Here is a 21,856-nt window from a genome sequence, read left to right as displayed (position 1 = left end):
GGCCGACGCCATCCGGCGTCGGCCACACCTCACCTACCTGGCTGCGCGCGCCTGCTCAGCAGCGCTTGGCGCGCAGCGACCGGATCTCGACGTACGACCGCTCGGCGTTGCCGAACGAGTCGACCGGGAAGCCTGGCGCGGCCACCGTGGAGGCGTTGTCCTGCTCCCAGATGCCGTGCCGCCGGCCCGAGCCCGCGAGCGCCGAGAGGAACTCGGTGTACGGCAGGTCGCCGGCCCCGAACTCCACGATGTCGTAGCCCCCGGTGTTCGCCGGGTTCGCGTCGCCGTCCTTGAGGTGCAGGAGCGGGTAGCGGTGCGGGTTGCGCTTGACGTAGTCGACCGGCTCGAAGCCCGGGTAGCGGTGCTTGCCCACGAACGCCCAGTAGACGTCCATCTCGAGGAAGACCTTGCGCGGGTCGGTGTTGTCGTAGAAGACGTCGTAGAGCCGGACGTCCGGGTCGTCGGTCGCGAAGCTGAACTCGCCGTCGTGGTTGTGCTGGTAGAACTTCAGGCCGCGGGCGCGCGCCGCCGCGCCGAAGCCGTTGAACTGCTCGGCGGCGGCGAGGTAGCCGTTCACCGTGCGGTCGTTGGTCGGCGCCTGGGCGGTGCCGACGTGCTCCATGCCGAGGGTCTCGGCGATGTCGAGCTCCTGCTCCATGTTGTTGGCGAAGTCGGAGATCCCGCGGTGGGAGCCCACGGCCTTGAGGCCGTTGTCGTCGAGCAGCTGCCGGATCTCCTGCGGGGTGATCGCCCCGACCTGGCCCTGCGTGTAGCCGGCGAACTCGACCTCGGCGTAGCCCATGTCGGCCAGCCGCTCGAACACGGTGCGGAAGCCGAGCGAGGAGACCTTGTCCCTGATCGAGTACAGCTGGATGCCGATGTGGCCCGCGGGCACGAGCACCCGGCCCCCGCCCTTGCCCGCGGCCGCTGCCGCGGGAGCGGCCGGGCCGAACGTCGCCGCGGCGGCGCTGCCCGCGAGACCGGCACCGGCCAGCGTTGCCGCACCCACGGCCACGGTGCCGCCGGCCAGCCTCAGAAAGTTCCTGCGGTTGACGTCAGTGCGTGATTCCATCACTGCTCTCCTTCGGTCCGAGCGGCCCCGGTCGGGCCGGTCGAGTTCTGTGCGGCGGCCGGGGGCGTGCCCACGCCCTCGCCGACCATGGTGAGCGCGTCGAGGTCGAGGCCCCCGGTCGCGGTGATGTAGAGCGTCCCGGTGTCCGACCGGTCGCGGAACGACAGGTCGACGTCGCCCCACGTGCGGGCGTTCACCTTCGCCGTGGCGAACGGCTTGGCCTTGGGCGAGCCCCAGCGGAGCTCGAGCTTGCCCTTGCCGCGCACGGTCGCCGTCGCGCTGTCGATCCCGGCCAGGCTGACGCGTTCGAGCGCGACCGAGTCCTTCTTGGCCAGGCCGGTCACGTACGCGCCGGCCGAGGCCGCCTCGTCCTGGACCACCTCGACGCCATTGAGCGTCCCGTGCTCGGCCTGCTGCAGCTTCGGGTTCAGCCGCAGGGTGGCCTCGCCGGCGGCCGGCGGCAGGCCGTTGGCCCCGTTGTCCGTGTAGGTGATGACGACGGCGCCGTACAGGTGCGCGCCTGCGCCGTGCTCCGGGGAGTTGGGGTCGGTCGGGAACACGCCGGTGCAGCCCGTGCCCGAGACCTCGGGGTGCGCGTGCTCGTCGTGGCCCAGGCCGTAGGACCAGGCGACCCGCTCGCAGACGGTCTCGGTGCCGTCCTCGGCGTCGTTCGTGGTCACCTCGAAGGCGACCTCGTCGCCCCAGTCGAAGAACCCGCCGTCGGCCGGGAAGTCGACGGTGACCTCGGGCGCCTCGTTGCCGACGCTGATCGACGTCGAGGTGAGCGCACGCTTGCCGCTGCCGTCGGTGACCCGCAGGCGCGCGGTGTAGACGCCGAGCTCGGTGTAGGTGTGGGTGACCTGCGGCCCGGTGAGGTCGAAGGTGCCGTCGCCGTCGATGTCCCACTCGTAGGTGAGCGTGTCGCCGTCCGGGTCGCTGGAGCCCGTCGCGTCGAACGCGACCTCGACCGGCGCGGACGTGGACGACTCCGGCGTGGCAGTGAACTGCGCCTGCGGCGCCTTGTTGCCCTCGGCGTGATCGATCCGGTAGAGCCCGGAGTCCGGGTTCTGCCGGAAGAACCCGTCGCCGTACTCCAGGACGTACAGCGAGCCGTCCGGGCCGAACTCCAGGTCGATCGGGTTGTCGTTGATCGGCATGCCCGCCGCGGTGAGCGCCGAGTTGGGGAAGAAGTCCTCGATCTCCCCCACCTCGAAGGTGGACCAGTCCACGCTGAACGCGGCGAGGTAGTCCTGGGAGAACTCGCCGAAGAACGCCTTGCCGTCCCAGTACTCCGGGAGCTTGCCGGGCGCCGTGCTGTCGGCGTCGTAGTGGTAGACCGGGCCGCCCATCGGGGCCTGGCCGCTGCCGGTGCCGAAGTTGACGAGCTCGTCGCGCGGCTGCTGGCCCGGCTGGTCGCCGTAGTACAGGGTGGCCGCCCGCGACGGGGGCAGGTCGGTCAGGCCGGTGTTCCAGCGCGAGTTGTTGACGGGTGCGGCGCAGTCGAAGAACTCGCGCGGGGTGGCGGTCTCGAAGTTCCACTCGTTGTAGGCCGCGTTCGGGCCGTGGCAGTACGGCCAGCCGGCGTTGTGCGGGTCGTCGAGCCCCACGGCGTTCCACTCCACGTAGCCCATGGGGCCGCGGTCCGCGTTCGCCGCACCGGCGTCGGGCCCGTAGTCGCCCCAGGTCAGGGAGCTGGTCTCGGGGTCGACCTCGATGCGGAACGGGTTGCGCACGCCCATCACGAAGATCTCGGGGCGCGTGTCCTCGGTGCCCGGGGCGAACAGGTTGCCCGCGGGGACGTCGTAGGTGCTGCCCTCCCCCGGCGGCGTGCCGGCCGCGATCTCGTCCTTGACGTCGATCCGCAGGATCTTGCCCCGCAGGTCGTTCGTGCTGCCCGCCCCGCGCCGCGAGTCGAAGCCCGGGTTCATGTTCGGGGCGTCGTTGTTCGGGGCGTAGCCGTTGGCGCCGGGCGTGCCGGCCGGGGTGTTGTCGCCGGTGGACAGGTAGAGGTTGCCCTCACCGTCGAAGTCGATGTCGGCGCCGACGTGGCAGCACTGGCCGCGCTGCACCTCGATGTCGAGGATCGGCTGCTCCGAGTCGAGGTCGAGCGCGTCGCCGGTCCAGGTGTACCTGGCCAGGCGGTTCACGCCCACCCACTGGTCCCAGTAGCTCTCGTCCTCGCCCGCGGGCAGCGTGTTGGGCGCATTGCCCGCCGGGGTGTCCGCCGCGCCGTCGCCGTCGGCGTCCCGCGGCGCGTACACGAGGTAGACCTGGTTGCTCTCCTCGAAGTCCGGCGCCAGGGCGATGCCCTGCAGGCCGTCCTCGGAGTTGGCGTAGACGTCCAGGGTGTTGACGACCTTGGTGACGCCGGTCGCGGGGTCGGTCACGCGCACCTCACCGTTGCGCGCCGTGTGCAGCACCCGGAGGTCGGGCAGGACCGCCATGTCGATCGGCTCGCCGACGTCCTTGGTGAGCAGGATCTTCTCGTAGTTGGCCCAGTCGGTGTCGGCCGCCGCGGCGGCCTCGCCGTCGTGCTCGTCGTGCCCGGGGTGGGCGGACGCCGCCGGCATCGCGACCAGCGCCGTGCCGACCAGGGCGGCCGCCGCGAGCGCCGCGAGCGATCTCTTTGGGCGCGCGTGCGCGCGCGTCTCGATAGTCTTCATTCGTGATGCAGCTCCTCGTCGAGTTGGTCACGCCGACCGGGCCTCGTTCGCATCCCATTCGTCCGGGGCCCGGTCTTCATGCGGTCCGGTGCCGTACGGCGACACCGGGTTGGTGCGGGTAGCTCTGTGCCTTACCTCCCTGTCAGCGCGCTTGTCGGCGCGCGGGGTTCAGCGGGTCGAGAAGGCGGCGTCGAACGCGGAGTCCGGCGCGTCGTACGCGTGGGAGCGCACGAACTGGAGGGCTTCCGGGGCGCCGACGAGGCGGTCCATGCCGGCGTCCTCCCACTCCACGGAGATGGGGCCGTCGTAGCCGATGGTGTTGAGCATGCGGAAGGCGTCCTCCCACGGGACGTCGCCGTGCCCGGTGGAGACGAAGTCCCAGCCGCGGCGCGGGTCCGCCCACGGCAGGTGGGACGACAGGCGGCCGTTGCGGCCGTTGGTCATCCGCTTCTTCGTGTCCTTGCAGTCCACGTGGTAGATCCGGTCCTTGAAGTCCCAGAGGAAGCTGACCGGGTCGAGGTCCTGCCAGACCATGTGGCTGGGGTCCCAGTTCAGCCCGAAGGCCTCACGGTGGCCGATCGCCTCGAGGGTCCGGACGGTGGTCCAGTAGTCGTAGGCGATCTCGCTGGGGTGCACCTCGTGGGCGAACTTGACCCCCACCTCGTCGAAGACGTCGAGGATGGGGTTCCAACGATCGGCGAAGTCCTGGTAGCCGGCCTCGATCGCGGCGTCGGAGACCGGCGGGAACATCGCGACGTACTTCCAGATCGCGGAGCCGGTGAACCCGATCACCGTCTTGACGCCGAGCTTCGCGGCCAGCCGCGCGGTGTTCTTCATCTCCTCCGCGGCGCGCTGCCGGACGCCCTCGGGGTCGCCGTCGCCCCACACGCGGTCGGAGACGATGTCGCGGTGGCGCTGGTCGATCGGGTCGTCGCAGACGGCCTGGCCCTTGAGGTGGTTGGAGATCGCCCACACCTTGAGGCCGTGCCGCTCCAGCAGCTCGAGGCGGCCGGCGACGTACGCGTCGTCGTCCCAGCGCCACGGGTCCAGGTGGTCGCCCCAGCAGGCGAGCTCGAGCCCGTCGTAACCCCATTCGGACGCGAGGCGTGCCACCTCCTCGAGCGGTAGATCGGCCCACTGGCCGGTGAACAGGGTGATGGGTCGTGCCATGGTTTCCTCCGTCGTAGGTGCCAGGTCTGTGGGGCGGGGCGGGCTCTGGGTGCCCGCCCCGCCCGCGCGCGTCAGGGCGACGCCGGGTGGTAGGCCACGCCGTCTCCCACGAAGTCGAGCCAGTTCACGTTGGACTGGCCGGCGGTCTGCACGAAGTACAGCTTCCCGGAGCCGGCCGGGACGTCGTGCAGCTCGGCGGTGACGTCGGTGTAGACCTGCCAGTCGCCGGTGGCGGGCACGGTCACGCTGCCGATCTCGGGGCCGTCGGGTGCGTCCCACCGGACCGAGATCGGGCCGCCGCCGCTCGGCGACGCCGCGCGGAGCGTGATCGCGTCGATGCCGTGCAGGCTGACGGGCTCGTAGGCCCACCAGTCGTCGGGCTCGATGAACCCGATGTTCTGGCCGCCGCCCGCGCTGTCGCCGGTGCCCTCGCGCTGCACGCCGGGGTCGCCACCGCTGGTGGAGCCGGGCAGCCGGCCCGTGTCGGTGAAGAACTCGGCCTGGAGCCGCTTGGGCTGCAGCACCTGCAGGTCGTTGCCGGTCAGCGGGATGCCGACGGCGCCGCCGTCGTCCTCGTAGGTGGCCTCGAGCGTCCAGAAGATGTTCGCGTCGGCGCCGTGCCCGTCGTCCGCGGCCGTCTGGAGCACGCCCTCGCACCCGGACAGCACCTCGATGGGGTGGGAGTGCGAGTCGTGGCCCAGCGAGGTGTAGAGGGTGACGTCGGCACAGTCCACCTCCCCGTCCGGGTCGTCGACGGCGATCTCGTAGGCGACCTGGTCGCCCCAGGCGAAGACGCCGCCGTCGTCGGGGACGGTGATGGAGACGGTGGGTGCCGTGTTGCCGACCACGACGGTCACGTTGGCCACGCCGGTCAGGCCCGCCGCGTCCGTCGCGGTGAGCTGGGCCGTGTACGACCCGTTCTCCGTGTAGGTGTGCGCGGGGTTCTCGTCGGACGACGTGGTGCCGTCGCCGAAGTCCCAGCGCAGAGTGAGCGGCTCGCCGGCGGGGTGCCGGGTGCCCTCGGAGGAGAACTGCACGGCCAGCGGGGCGGGGCCGTCGGTGACGTCGGCCTCGGCCTTCGCGATCGGCGACGGGTTGCCCTGCGTGTAGGCGACCTTGTAGACGCCGCTGGTGTCGTTGTCGCCGCCGAACCCGGAGCCCCAGTCGATGACGTAGAGCGCGCCGTCGGGCCCGAAGTCCATGTCCATGGGCCGGTCGAAGCCCTCGGCGGGGTCGAGGACGCCGGGCAGCACCCGGTTGATGTCGACCAGGTCGTCCCGCTCCTCGCCGGTGAGCTGGAGCGAGTAGACCTTGCCCTGGTTCCACTCCCCGAGGAACGCCTTGCCGTCCCAGTAGGCCGGCCACTTGACGTCGGAGTCGAGCCCGGGGTCGAAGTCGTAGACCGGCCCGCCCATCGGCGCGCCGCCGCCGCCGATCTCGGGGAAGTCCGGGTTGCCGCCGTAGCCGTACCAGACCTCCGCCTCCTGGGCGGGCGGCAGCTGGGACAGGCCCGTGTTGCTCGGCGAGTCGTTGACGACGCCGCCCGCGCAGTCGAACGACTCTCCCGAGGTGCTCGTGGCGAAGTCGTAGTCGACGTAGGCGTTGTTCGCGCCCGTGCAGTACGGCCAGCCGTAGAAGCCGGGCTCGTTCACGACGTTCCACTCGACCGTGCCGGCCGGCCCGCGGGCGGGGTCGGCCGAGCCGGCGTCCGGCCCGTAGTCACCCACCAGCACGTTGTCCGTCTCCGGGTCGATGCCGATCCGGAACGGGTTGCGGAAGCCCATGGCGTAGATCTCGGGCCTGGTCAGCTCGGTCCCGGGCGCGAACATGTTGCCGTCCGGGATCGTGTACGAGCCGTCGCGCTCGGGGTGGATGCGCAGCACCTTGCCCCGCAGGTCGTTCGAGTTGGCCGCCGTGCGCTGGGCGTCGAAGTTCTCCCGGCCGGACCGCTCGTCGATCGGCACGTACCCGCTCGACTCGAACGGGTCGGTGTTGTCCCCGGTCACCAGCACCAGGTTGCCGTCGGAGTCGAACTGCATGTCGCCGCCCGCGTGGCAGCACCGGTCGCGCTGCGTGGGGACCTTCAGGACCGCCACCTCGCTCGCCGGGTCGATCGTGCCGGCCTCCGCGTCGTAGGTGAACCGCGAGACCCGGTTGTGCGGGCCGTCGGCGCCGACGTCGGCCGGGGACCAGTACAGGTAGACCCAGCCGTTGTCCCCGAAGTCCGGGTCGAGCACGATGCCCGTCAGCCCGTCCTCGTTGGCCAGCGTCACGTCCAGGGTCAGGGCGGTGCTGGTCAGGTTGGTCTCCGGAGAGATCAGCTGCACCCGCCCGTCGCGCTCCACGTAGAGCACGCTGCCGTCCGGCGCGACGTCGAGCATCATCGGGTTGGCGGTGTCCTCGTCGAGCGGCACCATCTCGTAGCTCGCGTCCTGCGTCGCGTTGCAGTCCGAGTCGACGACGCCCGCCGCCGTCCGGATGCCGCCCAGCAGGTGCTGGCGGAACGCCGGCTCGGCGTACGACTCGTCGGTGTGCCCGCCGCCGGTGTACCAGGACCGGCCGCCGTCGTAGACCTGGCACCAGGCCGTCGGGTGGTCGGCGCCCATGGCGCCCGAGCCCGCGTCGTAGCTCTCCTCGTCGAGGCTGGCCAGCACGTGCACGTCACCGCGCGGGTTGGACCGGAAGTTGTACCACTCGTCGTGGCGGTCCCAGCGGTCCGGGAGGTGCGCCGTCGAGGCGTGCGCGTGGTCCTCGACGTCGATCGTCGCGTCCTGGTTGGCCGGGTGGCTCAGGAAGTAGGCGCCCACCAGCTCGCCGTACCAGGGCCAGTCGTACTCCGTGTCGGACGCCGCGTGGATGCCCGCGTACCCGCCGCCGCCCTGGATGTAGCGCTCGAACGCTGCCTGCTGGTCGGCGTCGAGCACGTCGCCCGTGGTGGACAGGAAGACGACCACCTCGTAGTCGGCGAGCCCCTCGTCGCTGAACACGGTCGGGTCCTCGGTGGCGGTGACGGTGAAGTCGTTCTCCGCGCCGAGCTGCGTGATCGCCTCGATGCCCACCGGGATCGAGCCGTGCCGGAACCCCGTGGTCCGGGAGAACACGAGCGCGTCGAACGGCTCGACGGCACCCGGCTTCGGGGGCTTCGGCGGCTTCGGGGGCTTGCCGGGCTTGTCCGGCTTGGGCTTGTCCGGCCGGCCCGCGGCCTCGGCGCCCGACGGCGCCTGGACGTCGGACGCCGCCGGGGACGCCGTCGCGGGCGGTTCGACCGCCGACGCCACCGCCATCGGGATACCGAGCGCGGTGACGGCCGCTGCCGCCACCACCGCCCGAAGGACACGACGGGTTCGTTGCACGTTTCTCACCTGGAGCTCCTCATCGAGACGGGTCAGTACTAGTGCTGTGCGAGTGCGGTGCGTGACGGTCAGCTCACGGCAGGCTCACCCACCCCCCTCCGCCCGAGGCGCTGCGCTCGACGGCGTCCAGCACCCGCTGGACGCGCAGTCCGTCGGCGAACGACGGCGTCGGCTGGCGGCCCGCGGCCAGGTCACCCATCAGGTCCACGACCTGGTGCGTGAACGCGTGCTCGTAGCCGAGCCCGTGCCCGGGCGGCCACCAGGCCGCGACGTACGGGTGCTCCGGCTCGGTGACGACGATCCGGCGGAAGCCCGCGATCGCCGACTCGTCCGTCGCGTCGTAGTAGTGCAGCAGGTTCATGTCCTCGAAGTCGAAGGCCAGCGAGCCCTTGGACCCGTTGACCTCCAGCCGGATCGCGTTCTTGCGGCCCCAGGCGAAGCGCGTCGCCTCGAAGGTCGCCAGCCCGCCGCCCGACAGCCGCCCGAGGAAGACCGCCGCGTCGTCCACCGTGACCTGGCCGGTGCGGCCGGCGTCGGCCACCCCCGACAGGCCCGACGACGACACGGCCTCCGGACGCTCGTGCACGAACGTCTCGAGCAGGCCGCTCACCCCGGTGAGCGACTCGCCCGTGACGAACTGCGCCAGGTCCACCACGTGGGCGCCGATGTCGCCCAGGGCTCCCGAGCCCGCCTTCTGCTTGTCGAGGCGCCACGACATCGGCGCCTGCGGGTCCGCCAGCCAGTCCTGGAGGTACTGCGCGCGCACGTGCCGCACCTGGCCGATGCGCCCCTCCTGGACGAGCTGCCGGGCCAGCGCCACGGCGGGCACGCGACGGTAGGTGAACCCCACCATCGCGCGCACGCCATGCTCGGCCGCGGCCTCGGCGGCGGCGGTCATCGCCTCCGCCTCGGCCACGGTGTTCGCCAGCGGCTTCTCGCACAGGACGTGCTTGCCCGCCTCCAGGGCGGCGACCGCGATCTCCACGTGGGTGTCGCCCGGCGTGCAGACGTCGACCAGCCCGACGTCGTCCCGGGTCAGCAGGTCCTGCCACCCGACGACGGCGTCGTCCCAGCCCAGCCGGTCGGCCGCCGCCCGGACCGCGGCCCCGTCCCGCCCCGCGACCGCGCGCATGCGCGGCACGATGGGCAGGTCGAAGAACCGCGGCGCCGTGCGCCAGGCCTGCGAGTGCGCCGCACCCATGAACGCGTAGCCGACCATGCCGACGCCGAGCTCGCTCGTTCCTGTACTCATACCGCGCCTCCCCCCACTGTGGTCTCACCGCCGTGTTGCACGCCCGAGCGGGCGTCGTCCCGATGTGTCACAGCGTCAGGAGTCGAAGCCGATGGGCAGGTACTCCTCGACGTTGTCCGCCGTGACGACGGGCGCGTAGAGCTGCACGGTGCGGGGGACGCCGATCGAGGCGAGGTCGCTGACCGTCTTGTTCTGGGCGATCAGGCGGGCGAACTTGACGCCGTCGGCGGCCTGGGTGGACGGGTAGATGACCGTCGCCTTGACGACGCTCTCCGGGTCCTGGATCTGCTCCATCATGTTGTTGGAGCCGGCACCGCCGACCAGGAAGAACTCGTCCCGGCCCGCGTTCTCGATGGCGGCCAGGACGCCGATGCCCTGGTCGTCGTCGTGGTTCCAGATGGCGTCGATCTCCGGCTCGGCGGACAGCAGGTTCGCCGTCTGCTCCTCGCCGGACTCGACCGTGAACTCGGCCGCGACGCGGGCGTCGACGTCGAGCCCGCAGTCGTCGAGGGCGTCCGCGAAGCCCTTGCTGCGGTCCTGGGTGAGCGGCAGCGAGTCGATGCCGGCGATCTCGGCGACCACGGCGTCCGGGTTGTCCCCGAGCTGCTCGCAGATGTAGGTGCCGGCGCTGACGCCCATGCCGTAGTTGTCGCCGAGCACCGTGGCTCGGGCGGCGAACGGGCTGCTGAACTCGCGGTCCACGTTGATGACCGGGATACCGGCCTCCATCGCGTCCAGGGCCACGTCGGTCAGTGCGGCGCCGTCGAACGGCAGGAGCACGATCGCGTCGACGCCCTGGTCGATGAAGCCCTCGATCTGGCTGATCTGCACGTTGACGTCGTTGGTGCCCTCGGCGACCTGGAGGTCGACGTCGTCGTACTTCTCCGCCTCGGCCTTGGCGGCGCTGGTGATGGCGCCCATCCAGCCGTGGTCGGCGGCGGGGGCGGAGAACCCGATGACGACCTCGTCGCCGGGCTCGTCGTTCTCGGTCACCGTGACGGGACCGGTGGCGGTGTCCTCGCTCTCGCGAGGCTCGTTGCTGGTGCAGCCGGCGACGACGAGCGCCGCGCAGGCCGCGGCGACGACGACGACGGAGACCCGGCGCGTGCGAACAATGGACGAGGTCATCGTGATCTCCCTTGATCCGGGGTGGAAATGCTGGGTTGGCTTGTGAGGGTGGAGCGACGGCGCCAGGCCGTCGAGAAGCACTAGGTGGTCGAGACGCGCTCGCGCGACGCGAACCACTGCTGCAGCAGCACGGCGCCCACGATGATCGCGCCCTTGGCGATCGCCTGGACCGAGCTGTCGAGGTTGTTGAGGACGAAGACGTTGGTCAGCGTCGAGAAGATGAGGACGCCGAGGACGGTGCCGGTGATGGTGCCGCGGCCGCCGGCGAGCAGCGTGCCGCCGACGACGACCGCCGCGATGGTGTCCAGCTCCAGCAGCATCCCGTGGGTGGAGGAACCGGCCGTGGTGCGGGCCAGCAGGATCACGGCACCGATGCCCGCGGTCAGGCCGGCGAGCCCGTACAGGTACAGGGTGTGCCGCTTGATCTTGATACCCGCCAGCCGGGACGCCTCCGGGTTGCCGCCCACGGCGACGGTCCGGCGCCCGAACGTGGTGCGGTTCAGCAGGAACCAGCCGGCCGCGGCCACCACGACGAAGATCCACACGATCGTCGGCACGCCGAGCGGCCGCGCCTGGAAGACGTCGAAGAACGGCTCGACCTTGACGATCTGGGTCCGCCGGCCCGCGATGATCTCCGCGAGCCCGCGCGCCGCCGCCAGCATCGCCAGCGTGGCCATGAACGCGGGCATCTTTCCGTAGGCGACCAGCAGGCCGTTGATCAGGCCGGCCACCAGGCCTACGGCGAGTGCGGTCACCGGGATGATCCACCAGCCGTAGTCCTCGGCGGCGTACTGCGTCGCCAGGGTCGAGGCCCAGACGGATGCCAGCCCGACCACGGCGCCGACCGACAGGTCGATGCCGCCGGAGGTGATGACGAACGTCATGCCGATGCTGACGACGCCGGTCACCGCCGCGAGGCTCAGGACGGTGATGAGGTTGCCGGTGCTCCAGAACCGCTCGCCGGCGGTCGCCACACCCACGACGATGAGCAGAATGAGGGCGAGCACGAGGCCACCCATACGCAGGGCCGGGCCCATGACGGCCGATCGTTGGCTCACGCCACACTTCCTTCCATGACCAGGTCGAGCACGGCGTGCTCGTCGATTTCGCGAGCCGGCCCCTCGTGGACCGCCTTGCCGTCGGAGATGACCAGCACGCGGTCCGCGAGGCCGAGCACCTCGGGGATCTCGCTGGACACGACGATCACGGCGGCGCCGTCGTCGGCCAGGCGGCGGATCAGGTTGTAGATCTCGGAGCGCGCGCCGACGTCGACGCCCCGCGTGGGCTCGTCGAGCAGCAGGACGCGACAGCCGTGCACCAGCCAGCGCGCCAGCAGCGCCTTCTGCTGGTTGCCGCCCGACAGCGTGCGGGCGTGCCGGTCCACGCCGGCGGGCCGCAGGTCGAGGGCCTCGACCTGCTCACGGGCCGCGGCCCGCTCGGCGCCCTCGTCGAGCAGCCCGGCGCGGGCGATGCGCGAGAAGGTGGACAGGGTGATGTTGCGGTAGACCGGCTCGTCCAGGAGCAGGCCCTGGCTCTTGCGCTCCTCGGGGCACAGGCCGATGCCGGCGGTCACGGCGGCGTCCACCGCACCGGGGCGCAGGCGCTTGCCGCCCACGCGCACGGTGCCCGACGTCGCGCGCCGGGCGCCGTAGATCGTCTCCAGGATCTCGGAGCGGCCCGAGCCGACCAGTCCCGCGAGGCCGACGATCTCGCCGGCGCGGACCGTGAGGGAGACGTCGGAGAAGACGTTGCCGAGCCCGAGGTCCTCGACCTCCAGCACCGGGTCCGCGTCCTCGGCGACGCCGGGGCGGTCGGGGAACGCGTACTCGACCGACCGGCCGGTCATGAGCTGGATCAGCTCCTTGGTCGGGGTGTCCGCCACGACCAGGCTCTCGGCGACCGTGCGGCCGTCCTTGAGCACGGTGATCCGGTCGCCGAGCTGCCGGATCTCCTCCAGGCGGTGCGAGATGTAGACGACGGCGACGCCGTCGGCCGTGAGCTCGCGCACGATGCGGTGGAGGTTGCCGACCTCCTCGGAGTCCAGCACCGCGGACGGCTCGTCCATGATGACGACGCGCGCGTCGCGGGACAGCGCCCGGGCGAGCTGCACGATCTGCTTGCCCGCGGCGGGCAGGGAGCCCACCTCGCGGTGCGGGGAGATCTCCTTGTGACCGAGCCGGTCGAGGATCTTGCGGGTGTTCCGGGCCGCCTCGGACCGGCGGGTGACGCCGCCCGACGCGAGCTCGTGCCCCAGGTAGATGTTCTCGGCGACCGTCAGGCCGTCCACGACGTCGAGCTCCTGGTAGATCGTCGCGATGCCGAGCCGCAGGGCGGCGACGGGGTTCGCGATGGTGACCTGCTGCTCGTCGATGAGGATCTCGCCCGCCGTGGGCTGGTGGGCGCCGGCCAGGGTCTTGATGAGGGTGGACTTGCCAGCCCCGTTCTGTCCCAGCAGGCAGTGCACCTCGCCGGGACGGACCTCGAGGTCCACGCCGTCGAGCGCTCGCGCGCCAGGGAATTCCTTCACGATGCCGCGCATCCGCAGCAGGGGCTGCTGCGCCGGCTGCTCTGTCGGTTGGGGGTCCGCGTCGACCATGTTCCGAACGTAGATGGACTTCTGCCGATGGTCAAGCAAAAGTCGCGACTTTGTTGGCCATGATTGACTAGAGACATGGTGGAAGTGGCACGGGACGTAGTTCAGCAGGTACCCAAGGTGTCGGGAGCGGGGGATATGTTCCAGCTCCTGCGTGATGGGCGACCCCGTACGCGGGCGGATCTCGCGGCCGTCACGGGGCAGGCGCGCTCCACGGTGGCGGCGCGGATCGACCTGCTCATGGCGGCGGGACTCATCGCGCCCGCGGGCGAGGCGACGTCGACAGGCGGCCGCCCGCCCGCGACCTTCGCGTTCGCCCCGTCGGCCCGGGTGGTGCTGGGGGTGGACCTCGGCGCGACGCACGCGCGGCTCGCCCTCACCGACCTCGCCTCGACCGTGCTGGCGCAGCGCGACCTGCCGCTGGTCATCACGGACGGGCCGGACCTCGTGCTCGACCGTGTGGCCGAGACCGGGGCCGAGCTGCTGCGCGAGGCCGGACGGTCGGCGACCGACCTCGCCGGCGTCGGCGTCGGCCTGCCGGGGCCCGTGGAGCACGCGACCGGCAAGCCGAACAACCCGCCGATCATGCCGGGCTGGGACAACGCCGACGTGCCGGCGATCCTCGGCGCACGGTTCCACGCCCCCGTGCTCGTGGACAACGACGTGAACATCATGGCGCTGGGCGAGCACCGCGCGGCCTGGCCCGGAGTGGCCGACCTGCTGTTCGTCAAGGTCGCCACGGGCATCGGCGCGGGGATCATCGCCGACGGCGCGCTGCGGCGCGGCGCGCAGGGCTCGGCGGGCGACATCGGCCACGTGGCCGTGCCCGGCGTCACCGACATCGCGTGCCGCTGCGGCAACGTCGGGTGCCTGGAGGCCATCGCCAGCGGGCAGGCCGTGGCGAGCCGGCTGGAGGGCGCCACCACGCCCGCCGACGTCGTCTCCCTGGTGCGGGCCGGCGACGTGAACGCGAGCCAGGCCGTGCGCCAGGCAGGCCGCGACATCGGCGCGGTGCTGGCCACGAGCGTCAGCCTGCTCAACCCCTCGATGATCGTGATCGGCGGCATCCTGGCCGACGCCGGGGAGCACATCGTGGCGGGCATCCGCGAGGTCGTCTACCAGCGCTCGCTGCCCCTGGCGACCCAGCACCTGCGGATCGTCACGGCCCGCACCGGCACCCAGGCGGGCGTGCTCGGCGCGAGCGCCATGGCCGTGGACCAGGCGCTCTCGTCCGACGCGGTGGACCGCCTGGTGGCGTGACGCCACTCCCCCGCAACGTGTCAGACGCTCAGGTCCCTCCAGGGACCTGAGCGTCTGACGTCTTTGAGGCTAGCTCAGGTCCTTGACCCGGACGTCGCGGTAGCTCACCGCCTCGCCCTGACCGTGGTTCTGGAGCCCGATGAACCCCTGGGCGAGGTCGCGCGCGGGGTCGGTGCTGACGAAGTCGTTCACCAGCTCACCGTTGAGGAAGATCTTGATCGTCTGCCCCTCCACCCGGATCTCGTAGGAGTTCCAGGACCCGACGGGCTTCAGCGCGCGCTCCACGGCCTCCGGGTCCGCGCCCTGGAAGGTGTAGATCGCGCCCGTGGTGCGGTCCGGCTCGTCGGTGGCGTCGATCTGGATCTCGTACCCCTGGTTGACGGCGACCCACGGGTCGTTGCCCGGGTCCGGGAAGCCGACGAAGACACCGCCGTTGTCGTCCTTCTTGAGCTTCCAGTCGAGCTTCAGGCTGTACTCGTTCAGCTCCGTGGAGTGCCAGAGCAGACCCATGCCACCGCTCCCCCGGATCGTGCAGTCGGCCTGGCGGCCGAACGAGCCCGGGCCGGCCATGTTCCAGCCGTCCAGCGAGGCCAGCGTGCCGTCGAACAGCGCGGTGTAGCCACGCTCGTACCGCTTCGGCTCGCAGATGTCGGCAGCCCCGCCACCGACCTTGAGGAGGTCGAGGTTGACGTTGCCGTCATCGTCCTCGTCGTACCGCAGGGTGATGGTGTTGACTCCCTTGCGCAGGTCGAGGGCCCGGGTCGCCGTCGCCCAGGTCTTCCAGTCCCCCGTGGACTCCAGCGCCCACGGCTCGACCTCGACGCCGTTGACCAGCACCGACACCGTCTTGGTGCCCGGAGCAGGGTTGGGCCCGTTGGAGTAGCGCAGGCTCACCGGCTGGCTGCCCGCGCGCTTGACGGTGGTCGTGAAGGTCGCGGACGCGCCGACCTGGCCGAAGCCCGCCGCGAACCCGGAGCCGGAGTAGCCGTTGTGCTCGTTGGCCACGTTCGCGCTGCCGCGGAGCGTCGCCTCCTCCGCCTCCTGGAACCCGGCCGGCGCCTTGTAGCCCGGGATCGCGTTGAGCGTGTACCAGGCCTCCGTGTTCCACAGCTCCCGGCCTTCCGCGTCCGCGAACGGGCGCGGGCTGCGCAGGTGCACCACGTAACCGGGCTGGCGCCCGTCCACGGTGAGCGTGACCTTCTTGCGGTCCCGGGACACCGTGGCGCCCGAGACGAACAGCTGCTGCTCGTCGACCTTCGGCCCGCCGTAGGCGCGCGTGGGCACGTAGCGCCAGTGGTCCATGCGGAACGCCGCGTTCGGGTTCTCGGCGATCTTGTCCACCGTCTCCTGCGAGAGCGGCTGCGTGTACTCGACCTCGAAGCCCTTCTTGGTGACCCGCATCTCGGTCATGTCGAAGGCGTCCTCGCCGTTGGGTGTCAGTTTCTGCAGGCCGTAGCGCAGCTTGCCGGGCTCGCTCCAGTTGCCGCCCTCGCCGATGCCGCCCACGTACAGGGCGCCGTCGGGCCCGACGACGGTGCGGTTCACGCCCGCCTCCAGGCCGGCCGAGTGGCGGAAGACGGCGCCCTGGTACTCGCCGTCGACCTTCTCCAGGAAGCCGCGCTGCAGCCCGCCGTAGGTGACGTCGCCGAACACGAGCTGGTCGGCGTACGGGCCCTCGGTGAGCTGCACCGGGGCGCTCGGCGAGTTGCCGATCTCGTTCTGCGGCACCCACAGGGCCGGGGCCGAGACGGGCTGGTCGTCGTACGGGCCGGACGGGTTGGTGAAGTGGTTGAAGAACTTGCCCTGCTCGATGTGCACGAGCTTGGAGCTGGGCAGCCAGGCGCCCTGGTTGTCCATCACGAACAGCTCGCCGTCCGGGCCCTTGACCATGCCGTTCGGCGTGCGCAGGCCGCCGGCCACGAACTCGACCTCGCCGGTCTCGCGGTCCACCTTGATGGCGGTGCCGCGGTTCTCGGCGGGCTGCGGGTCCGTGGTGGCGCCGCCGTTGTTGATGGCCACCGAGAGGTTCACGTAGAAGCTCTCGTCGTCGTACAGCAGGCCGAAGGCGAACTCGTGGAAGTTGCCGCCGAACGGCCACTCGGCCACCGTGCGGTGGTCGTCGTAGAAGCCGTCGCCGTCGGGGTCCGTGAGCTCGGTGAGCTTGTCGCGCTCCGAGACGTAGATCGACTCCCCGATCACGGCGATGCCCATCGGGTTGAACAGGTCGGTGGCGACCTTCTCGTACGTGACCTGGTCCTGGGAGGTCTCACCGGTCACGTTGTCCAGGAGGAAGACCTCACCGGGCTCCGGGTCCTCGACCCAGCCGCCGGGGCTCACGGAGCCGGACGTGACCACGGCGAGGCGGTCGTCGTCGGTCCAGTCGAGGCCCGCGACCATGGGCTCGAAGCCGTCGGGGCGCAGATCCGTCAAGGTGTATCCGGGGTAGACGGAGTCCAGCCGCATGCCGTCGCCGGCCGAGTCGTCCTGGCCCTCGCAGTACTTGGTGCCCGGGGCGGTCACGCGCACGACGCCGGCCTCGGTGCTCAGCACGCTGGACGGCACGACGACGAAGTCGGCGCTGCCCGGCGGGCGCCACTCGAGGCGCAGGATGTTGTCGTTGGTGTTGTCGAAGTACTCCACCCGCAGGTCGTGGTACCCGGCGGTGAGCGCGACGGTGCCCTCCTTGGCCGACTCCCCGTGCAGGCCGTCGTGGTCGATCACCTCGGCGTCGTCGATCACCAGGCGCGAGCCGTCGTCGCTGGTCAGCCGGAACTCGTAGTTGCCGTCCGCCGGCACGTTCAGGTTGGCCAGCGCGTGCGCGATGAAGCGCTCGCCCATCCCGAAGTCGGCCTCGGTCGAGTAGTCGATGGTGGGCTTGAGCTGGTCGACGTTCGGCGTCTGGCCCGAGCGGAGCGTGCACAGCTCGCTGAGGTCGCGGGCCAGGTCGTAGGTGCGGAGCGTGACGCCCGGTTCCTGCGGCGGCAGGTCGTCCGCGGCGGTGGCGGCGGGTGCGGCCCCGGACAGCATGACCGCTGTCAGCGCGACGGCGGTCGCGCCGGCGGCCGCCTGTCTCGTGCGGATCTTGGTTCCACGTTGACGCATGAGGTCTCCTCGGTCGGCGTTGACCTTGCGGGGAGCAACCTACGGGGGACTTCTGTCGGGCGTCAAGCAAAAGTTGTCAGGTGCCGAGCGTTACCGGCTCACGTGTCAGACGCTCAGGTCACCCGGGGGACCTGTGCGTCTGACACGTGATGAGCCCACACGGGCGCGGGCAGGGGCGAGCCGGGCCGGCGCTGCGCCGGCCCGGCGAACCTGCACGTCAGAGGGCCTCGGGCCCGCCCTCCAGCAGGGCCTTGAAGCCGTCCTCGTCCAGGGTCGGGATCTCCAGGGCCTCGGCCTTGGCCGCCTTGGTCCCGGCGTTCTCCCCCAGCACCACGTAGTCGGTCTTCTTCGAGACCGACCCGGAGGCCTTGCCGCCCGCGGCGATGATGGCCTCCTTGGCGCCGTCGCGCGTGAAGTCCACCAGCGAACCGGTGACGACGACGGTCAGGCCCGCCAGCGGGCCCGTGGGCTCGGTGTCGGCCTCGGCCATCGCCGCCGGACCGGGGTGCCCCGGGGTGGCGAGCTGGACGCCGGCCTCGCGCCAGGCGGTGAGGATGCCCTGGTGCCAGTCGACCGCGAGCCAGGCCTTGATCTCGGCGGCGATCACGGGGCCTACGCCCTCGACGGCGGCGAGCTCCTCCTCGGAGGCCGCCTCGATCGCGTCCACGGAGCCGAACCAGCCGGCGAGCGCCCGGGCCGCGACGGGCCCGACGTGCCGGATGTTCAGCGAGACGAGCATGCGCCACAGGTCCTTGGTCTTGGCGCGCTCGAGCTCCTCGAGGAGCTTGGTCGCGTTCGCCGATGGCGCCCAGTCCTGCAGGGTCTCGCCCGCCTCCTCGGCGGCGGCGCGCTGCGCCTTGCCGTGCGTAAGCTTGCGGCGGAACGGGGCACGGCGGCGCACCACGCCGTCGTCGTCCATCTTGGGCAGGCCGGTCTCGGCGTCGCGGACCACTGCCTCGATGGGCAGGAGCTGCTCGAGCGTGAGGGAGAACAGGCCGGCCTCGGTGACCAGCGGCGGGGTCTCGGGCACGTCGGGGTGGGTGAGCGCCGCGGCGGTCACCTCGCCGAGGGCCTCGATGTCGAGGCCGCCGCGCGAGCCGATGTGCTCCACGCGGCCGCGCACCTGCGCGGGGCAGGACTCGGCGTTGGGGCAGCGCAGGTCGACGTCGGCCTCCTTCATGGGGCGCAGGGGTGTGCCGCACTCGGGGCAGTTCGCCGGCATGACGAAGTCCTCGCGCGGGTAGCCGTCGTTCGCCAGCGCCGTCACCGGCCCGAGGATCTCGGGGATGACGTCGCCGGCCTTGCGCAGCACGACGACGTCGCCGATGCGCACGCCCTTGGCCCGGACCACGTCCTGGTTGTGCAGCGTGGCCTGGCGCACCGTCGAGCCCGCGACCTTGACCGGCTCCATCACGGCGTACGGGGTGGCGCGACCGGTGCGGCCCACGCCGATCTGGATGGCGAGCAGCCGGGTGTTGACCTCCTCCGGCGGGTACTTGAAGGCGATGGCCCAGCGGGGCGCGCGGCTGGTCGAGCCGAGCTTGCGCTGCTGTTCCAGGGCGTCGACCTTGAGGACGATGCCGTCGAGCTCGTGCTCGATGTCGTGCCGGTGCTCGCGGAAGTACTCGATCATCTCCAGCGCGCCGTCCAGGCCCGGGATCACCCGGTTGTGCGGGGAGACCGGGATGCCCCAGCGGTCGAACAGCGTGTACGCGTCGGACTGCCGCTCCAGCTCCGTGTGCTCGCCGGCCTGCCACTGCAGGGCGCCCACCCCGTGCGCGTACATGCGCAGGTTGCGGCTCGCGGTGACCGACGGGTCCTTCTGGCGCAGCGAGCCGGCGGCGGTGTTGCGCGGGTTGGCGTACGGGTCCTGGCCCGCCGCGACGAGCTTCTGGTTGAGCACCTCGAAGTCGGCGGTGGCCATGAAGACCTCGCCGCGCACCTCGATCAGGTCGGGGTGGTCGGCCGGGTCGCCGGCGAGCTGCTGCGGGATCGACGCGATGGTGCGCACGTTCGCCGTGACGTCCTCGCCCGCCCGGCCGTCGCCGCGGGTGACGCCGCGGACCAGCCGGCCCTTCTCGTACACCAGGGAGATCGCCAGGCCGTCGATCTTGACCTCGCACAGCAGCCCGGGGGTGTCGGTGCCCAGGTCGCGGTGCACCTTGTCGGCCCACACCCCGAGCTCCTCGGTGCTGAAGGCGTTGTCGAGCGACAGCATGCGCTCGATGTGCTCGACCGTCGCGAAACCCGCGGTCGCCGCGCCCCCGACGCTCTGCGTGGGTGACTCCGGTGTCACCAGCGCGGGGTGCGCCGCCTCGAGGGCCTGCAGCTCGCGCATCCGCACGTCGTACTCGGCGTCCGAGGACACGGGCGCGTCGTCCTCGAAGTACGCCCGTCGATCCTCCTCGATCCGGGCGACCAGCTCTGCCCATCGGCGCTGCGCCGCTGCCTCGTCGCCCGTGTCGGCCGGTCCCGGGATGCCTGTCGTCTCGCTCACGGACACAATCATGGCTTGAACCACTGACATTCGAGCGGTCACCTCAGCGCGCCCGCGGCGAAGATGCTGCCGACCAGGCCATTCGCCGCGATCCGCCCACTATCGCGCAGGAGCACGTCCCGCTACCATTCGAGCAAAATGCCGCAAATCTACTGAGAGCAGGGGTTCCTTGAAGATCGCCGTCGTCGGTGCCGGGTTCGCAGGTCTGGCCACCGCGAAAACCCTCCGCGAGTTCGACCACGAGGTCACCGTCTTCGAAAAGGCACCGGATGTCGGCGGTGTGTGGAGCGCGACCCGTCGGTACTCCGGCCTCCGGACCCAGAACAACAAGGATTCGTACGCGTTCTCAGACCTCCCGATGCCACGGGAGTACCCGGAGTGGCCCACGGGTGAGCAGGTGCAGGCCTACCTGGAGCGGTACGTCGCGAAGTTCGGGCTGCGCCCCTACCTGCGGCTCGCGACCGAGGTCGTGCGCGCCGAGCTCACCGACGCCGAGGACGGCTGGATGGTGACGGCTCGCCGCATCGGCGCCCCCGTCTCGTCGCCCGAGCGGTTCGACCACCTGGTCGTGGCCAACGGGATCTTCTCCGACCCGGTCTTCCCGCAGTACGAGGGCTACGCGGACCTGGTCCGCGCCGGCGGCAAGCTCGTCGCGTCCAGCCAGCTCAACAACCTCGAGGACGCCCGCGGCAAGAACGTCGTGGTCGTCGGCTACGGCAAGTCCGCGTGCGACGTCGCCGCCGAGATCGGCGTGGTGGCCGAGTCCACCACCGTCGTCGCCCGGCGTCTGCTGTGGAAGATGCCGAAGCGCATCGCCAACTCGCTGAACATGAAGTACCTGCTGCTGTCCCGCCTCGGCGAGGCCCTGTTCAAGTACCAGGAGCTGCCCAACGGCATGGAGCGGTTCCTGCACGGCCCCGGGGACAAGGTCCGCGCGGGCATGCTCTCGAGCATCGGCTCCGTCGCCACGTGGCAGTTCAAGCTCAAGAAGCTCGGGCTGGTGCCCAAGGGCGAGTTCGCCGACATCGCCAACAGCACCGTGTCGCTGTCGACCGACGGGTTCTACGAGCAGGTCGCGAGCGGCGCGATCAAGGTGCACCGCGACACCGAGATCCAGCGCTTCGAGGCCGAGGGCGACCGCCCCGTCGCGGTGCTCAGCGACGGCAGCCGCATCCCGGCCGACCTCGTGGTCTGCGGCACCGGCTTCCACCAGCGCGTGCCGTTCCTGGACGACTCCGTGTCCGCCCGTCTGCTCGACGAGGAGGGCAACTACAAGCTCTACCGCCAGATCCTGCCCGACGGCGTGCCGAACCTGACCTTCGCGGGCTACAACTCGTCGCTGTTCTCGCCCCTGTCCGCCGAGGCGGGCGCGATCTGGATCGCCGCCTACCTGGGCGGTGTCGTGGACCTGCCCTCGGTCGAGGAGCGGCGCAAGCACGTGGCCGCCCGCGTGGCGTGGATGGACGAGCGCACGGGCGGCAAGCACGCCCGCGGCACCAACGTCATCCCGTTCTCGATGCACCAGATCGACGAGACGCTCGACGAGGCCGGCGTGAACATCAGCCAGCGCGCCCAGGCCGTCCAGTGGCTCCTGCCGATCGACCCGTCCGTGTACAAGAGCGTGGTGCCGCGCCTCAAGGAGCGCATCCAGGCGTCGGCCAAGGAGCGGGTCGGCTCCGACACCTCGTCGGTGGGCTGACCGCCCACCGACCCCGAAGCCGTCCTTCTGCGACACGGCGAGGACGCACCGCGGGCCCGGCCGAGAG

At 71.3% G+C, this 21,856-nt stretch carries 12 protein-coding genes; 2 read left to right on the top strand and 10 right to left on the bottom strand.

The genetic code is table 11. The features are described 5' to 3' along the window. Positions 1-55 precede the first annotated feature (55 nt). From ACFU5G_RS19550 to ACFU5G_RS19515, 8 genes are all read right to left on the bottom strand, one after another. Positions 56-1,072: a sugar phosphate isomerase/epimerase family protein gene (locus tag ACFU5G_RS19550; protein WP_377248438.1), complete on the bottom strand. Its 1,017-nt coding sequence runs from the start codon at positions 1,070-1,072 to the stop codon at positions 56-58. Beyond that, positions 1,072-3,735, bottom strand: a complete 2,664-nt coding sequence (locus ACFU5G_RS19545) for a PQQ-dependent sugar dehydrogenase (protein WP_377248435.1) — start codon at positions 3,733-3,735, stop codon at positions 1,072-1,074. Before ACFU5G_RS19545 ends, ACFU5G_RS19550 begins: the two co-directional genes overlap by 1 nt. A gap of 168 nt (positions 3,736-3,903) precedes the next feature. After that, the gene (locus ACFU5G_RS19540; protein ID WP_121387812.1) at positions 3,904-4,905 is read right to left on the bottom strand and encodes a sugar phosphate isomerase/epimerase; all 1,002 of its coding nucleotides are present in this window, start codon (positions 4,903-4,905) and stop codon (positions 3,904-3,906) included. A 71-nt stretch (positions 4,906-4,976) separates the two neighbouring features. Then, the gene (locus tag ACFU5G_RS19535) at positions 4,977-8,258 is read right to left on the bottom strand and encodes a ThuA domain-containing protein (RefSeq protein ID WP_377248432.1); all 3,282 of its coding nucleotides are present in this window, start codon (positions 8,256-8,258) and stop codon (positions 4,977-4,979) included. 73 nt (positions 8,259-8,331) lie between these two features. Further along, positions 8,332-9,510, bottom strand: a complete 1,179-nt coding sequence (locus tag ACFU5G_RS19530) for a Gfo/Idh/MocA family protein (RefSeq protein ID WP_377248429.1) — start codon at positions 9,508-9,510, stop codon at positions 8,332-8,334. 75 nt (positions 9,511-9,585) lie between these two features. Continuing rightward, on the bottom strand, positions 9,586-10,638 hold the full coding sequence (locus ACFU5G_RS19525) for a substrate-binding domain-containing protein (RefSeq protein ID WP_377248426.1): 1,053 nt from the start codon (positions 10,636-10,638) through the stop codon (positions 9,586-9,588). Between the two features lie 80 nt (positions 10,639-10,718). Then, positions 10,719-11,675 (bottom strand): ABC transporter permease, encoded by a 957-nt coding sequence (locus ACFU5G_RS19520; RefSeq protein ID WP_377248441.1) that lies wholly within the window; start codon positions 11,673-11,675, stop codon positions 10,719-10,721. 17 nt (positions 11,676-11,692) lie between these two features. Beyond that, positions 11,693-13,234, bottom strand: coding sequence for a sugar ABC transporter ATP-binding protein (locus tag ACFU5G_RS19515; protein ID WP_377248423.1), 1,542 nt, complete (start codon positions 13,232-13,234; stop codon positions 11,693-11,695). Positions 13,235-13,369: 135 nt separating this feature from the next. Between ACFU5G_RS19515 and ACFU5G_RS19510 the strand changes: the two genes are divergently transcribed. Next, positions 13,370-14,491, top strand: a complete 1,122-nt coding sequence (locus ACFU5G_RS19510; RefSeq protein ID WP_377248420.1) for an ROK family protein — start codon at positions 13,370-13,372, stop codon at positions 14,489-14,491. A 69-nt stretch (positions 14,492-14,560) separates the two neighbouring features. Here ACFU5G_RS19510 and ACFU5G_RS19505 read toward each other — a convergent pair whose 3' ends face one another. Continuing rightward, entirely contained in the window at positions 14,561-17,593 is a 3,033-nt protein-coding gene (locus ACFU5G_RS19505) for a family 16 glycoside hydrolase (protein WP_377248417.1), read from the bottom strand. Between the two features lie 217 nt (positions 17,594-17,810). Continuing rightward, positions 17,811-20,102 (bottom strand): NAD-dependent DNA ligase LigA, encoded by a 2,292-nt coding sequence (gene ligA, locus ACFU5G_RS19500; RefSeq protein ID WP_377248414.1) that lies wholly within the window; start codon positions 20,100-20,102, stop codon positions 17,811-17,813. A 157-nt stretch (positions 20,103-20,259) separates the two neighbouring features. Here ligA and ACFU5G_RS19495 point away from each other — a divergent pair, with 157 nt between their 5' ends. Then, positions 20,260-21,789 carry a flavin-containing monooxygenase gene (locus tag ACFU5G_RS19495; protein WP_377248411.1) on the top strand — a complete coding sequence of 510 codons (1,530 nt, stop codon included), beginning with the start codon at positions 20,260-20,262 and terminating at the stop codon, positions 21,787-21,789. Positions 21,790-21,856: the final 67 nt, after the last annotated feature.

The sequence above is a fragment of the Promicromonospora sp. NPDC057488 genome, from assembly GCF_042802395.1.
Classification (GTDB): domain Bacteria; phylum Actinomycetota; class Actinomycetes; order Actinomycetales; family Cellulomonadaceae; genus Promicromonospora.
This window is presented reverse-complemented; position numbering and strand designations above follow the sequence as displayed.

Bases quoted from the DNA above. Each gene is read 5' to 3' on its own strand.
- ACFU5G_RS19550 (WP_377248438.1), bottom strand. From the start codon at position 1,072: ATGGAATCACGCACTGACGTCAACCGCAGGAACTTTCTGAGGCTGGCC.
- ACFU5G_RS19545 (WP_377248435.1), bottom strand. From the start codon at position 3,735: ATGAAGACTATCGAGACGCGCGCGCACGCGCGCCCAAAGAGATCGCTC.
- ACFU5G_RS19540 (WP_121387812.1), bottom strand. From the start codon at position 4,905: ATGGCACGACCCATCACCCTGTTCACCGGCCAGTGGGCCGATCTACCG.
- ACFU5G_RS19530 (WP_377248429.1), bottom strand. From the start codon at position 9,510: ATGAGTACAGGAACGAGCGAGCTCGGCGTCGGCATGGTCGGCTACGCG.
- ACFU5G_RS19525 (WP_377248426.1), bottom strand. From the start codon at position 10,638: ATGACCTCGTCCATTGTTCGCACGCGCCGGGTCTCCGTCGTCGTCGTC.
- ACFU5G_RS19520 (WP_377248441.1), bottom strand. From the start codon at position 11,675: ATGGGCCCGGCCCTGCGTATGGGTGGCCTCGTGCTCGCCCTCATTCTG.
- ACFU5G_RS19515 (WP_377248423.1), bottom strand. From the start codon at position 13,234: ATGGTCGACGCGGACCCCCAACCGACAGAGCAGCCGGCGCAGCAGCCC.
- ACFU5G_RS19510 (WP_377248420.1), top strand. From the start codon at position 13,370: ATGTTCCAGCTCCTGCGTGATGGGCGACCCCGTACGCGGGCGGATCTC.
- ACFU5G_RS19505 (WP_377248417.1), bottom strand. From the start codon at position 17,593: ATGCGTCAACGTGGAACCAAGATCCGCACGAGACAGGCGGCCGCCGGC.
- ligA (WP_377248414.1), bottom strand. From the start codon at position 20,102: ATGATTGTGTCCGTGAGCGAGACGACAGGCATCCCGGGACCGGCCGAC.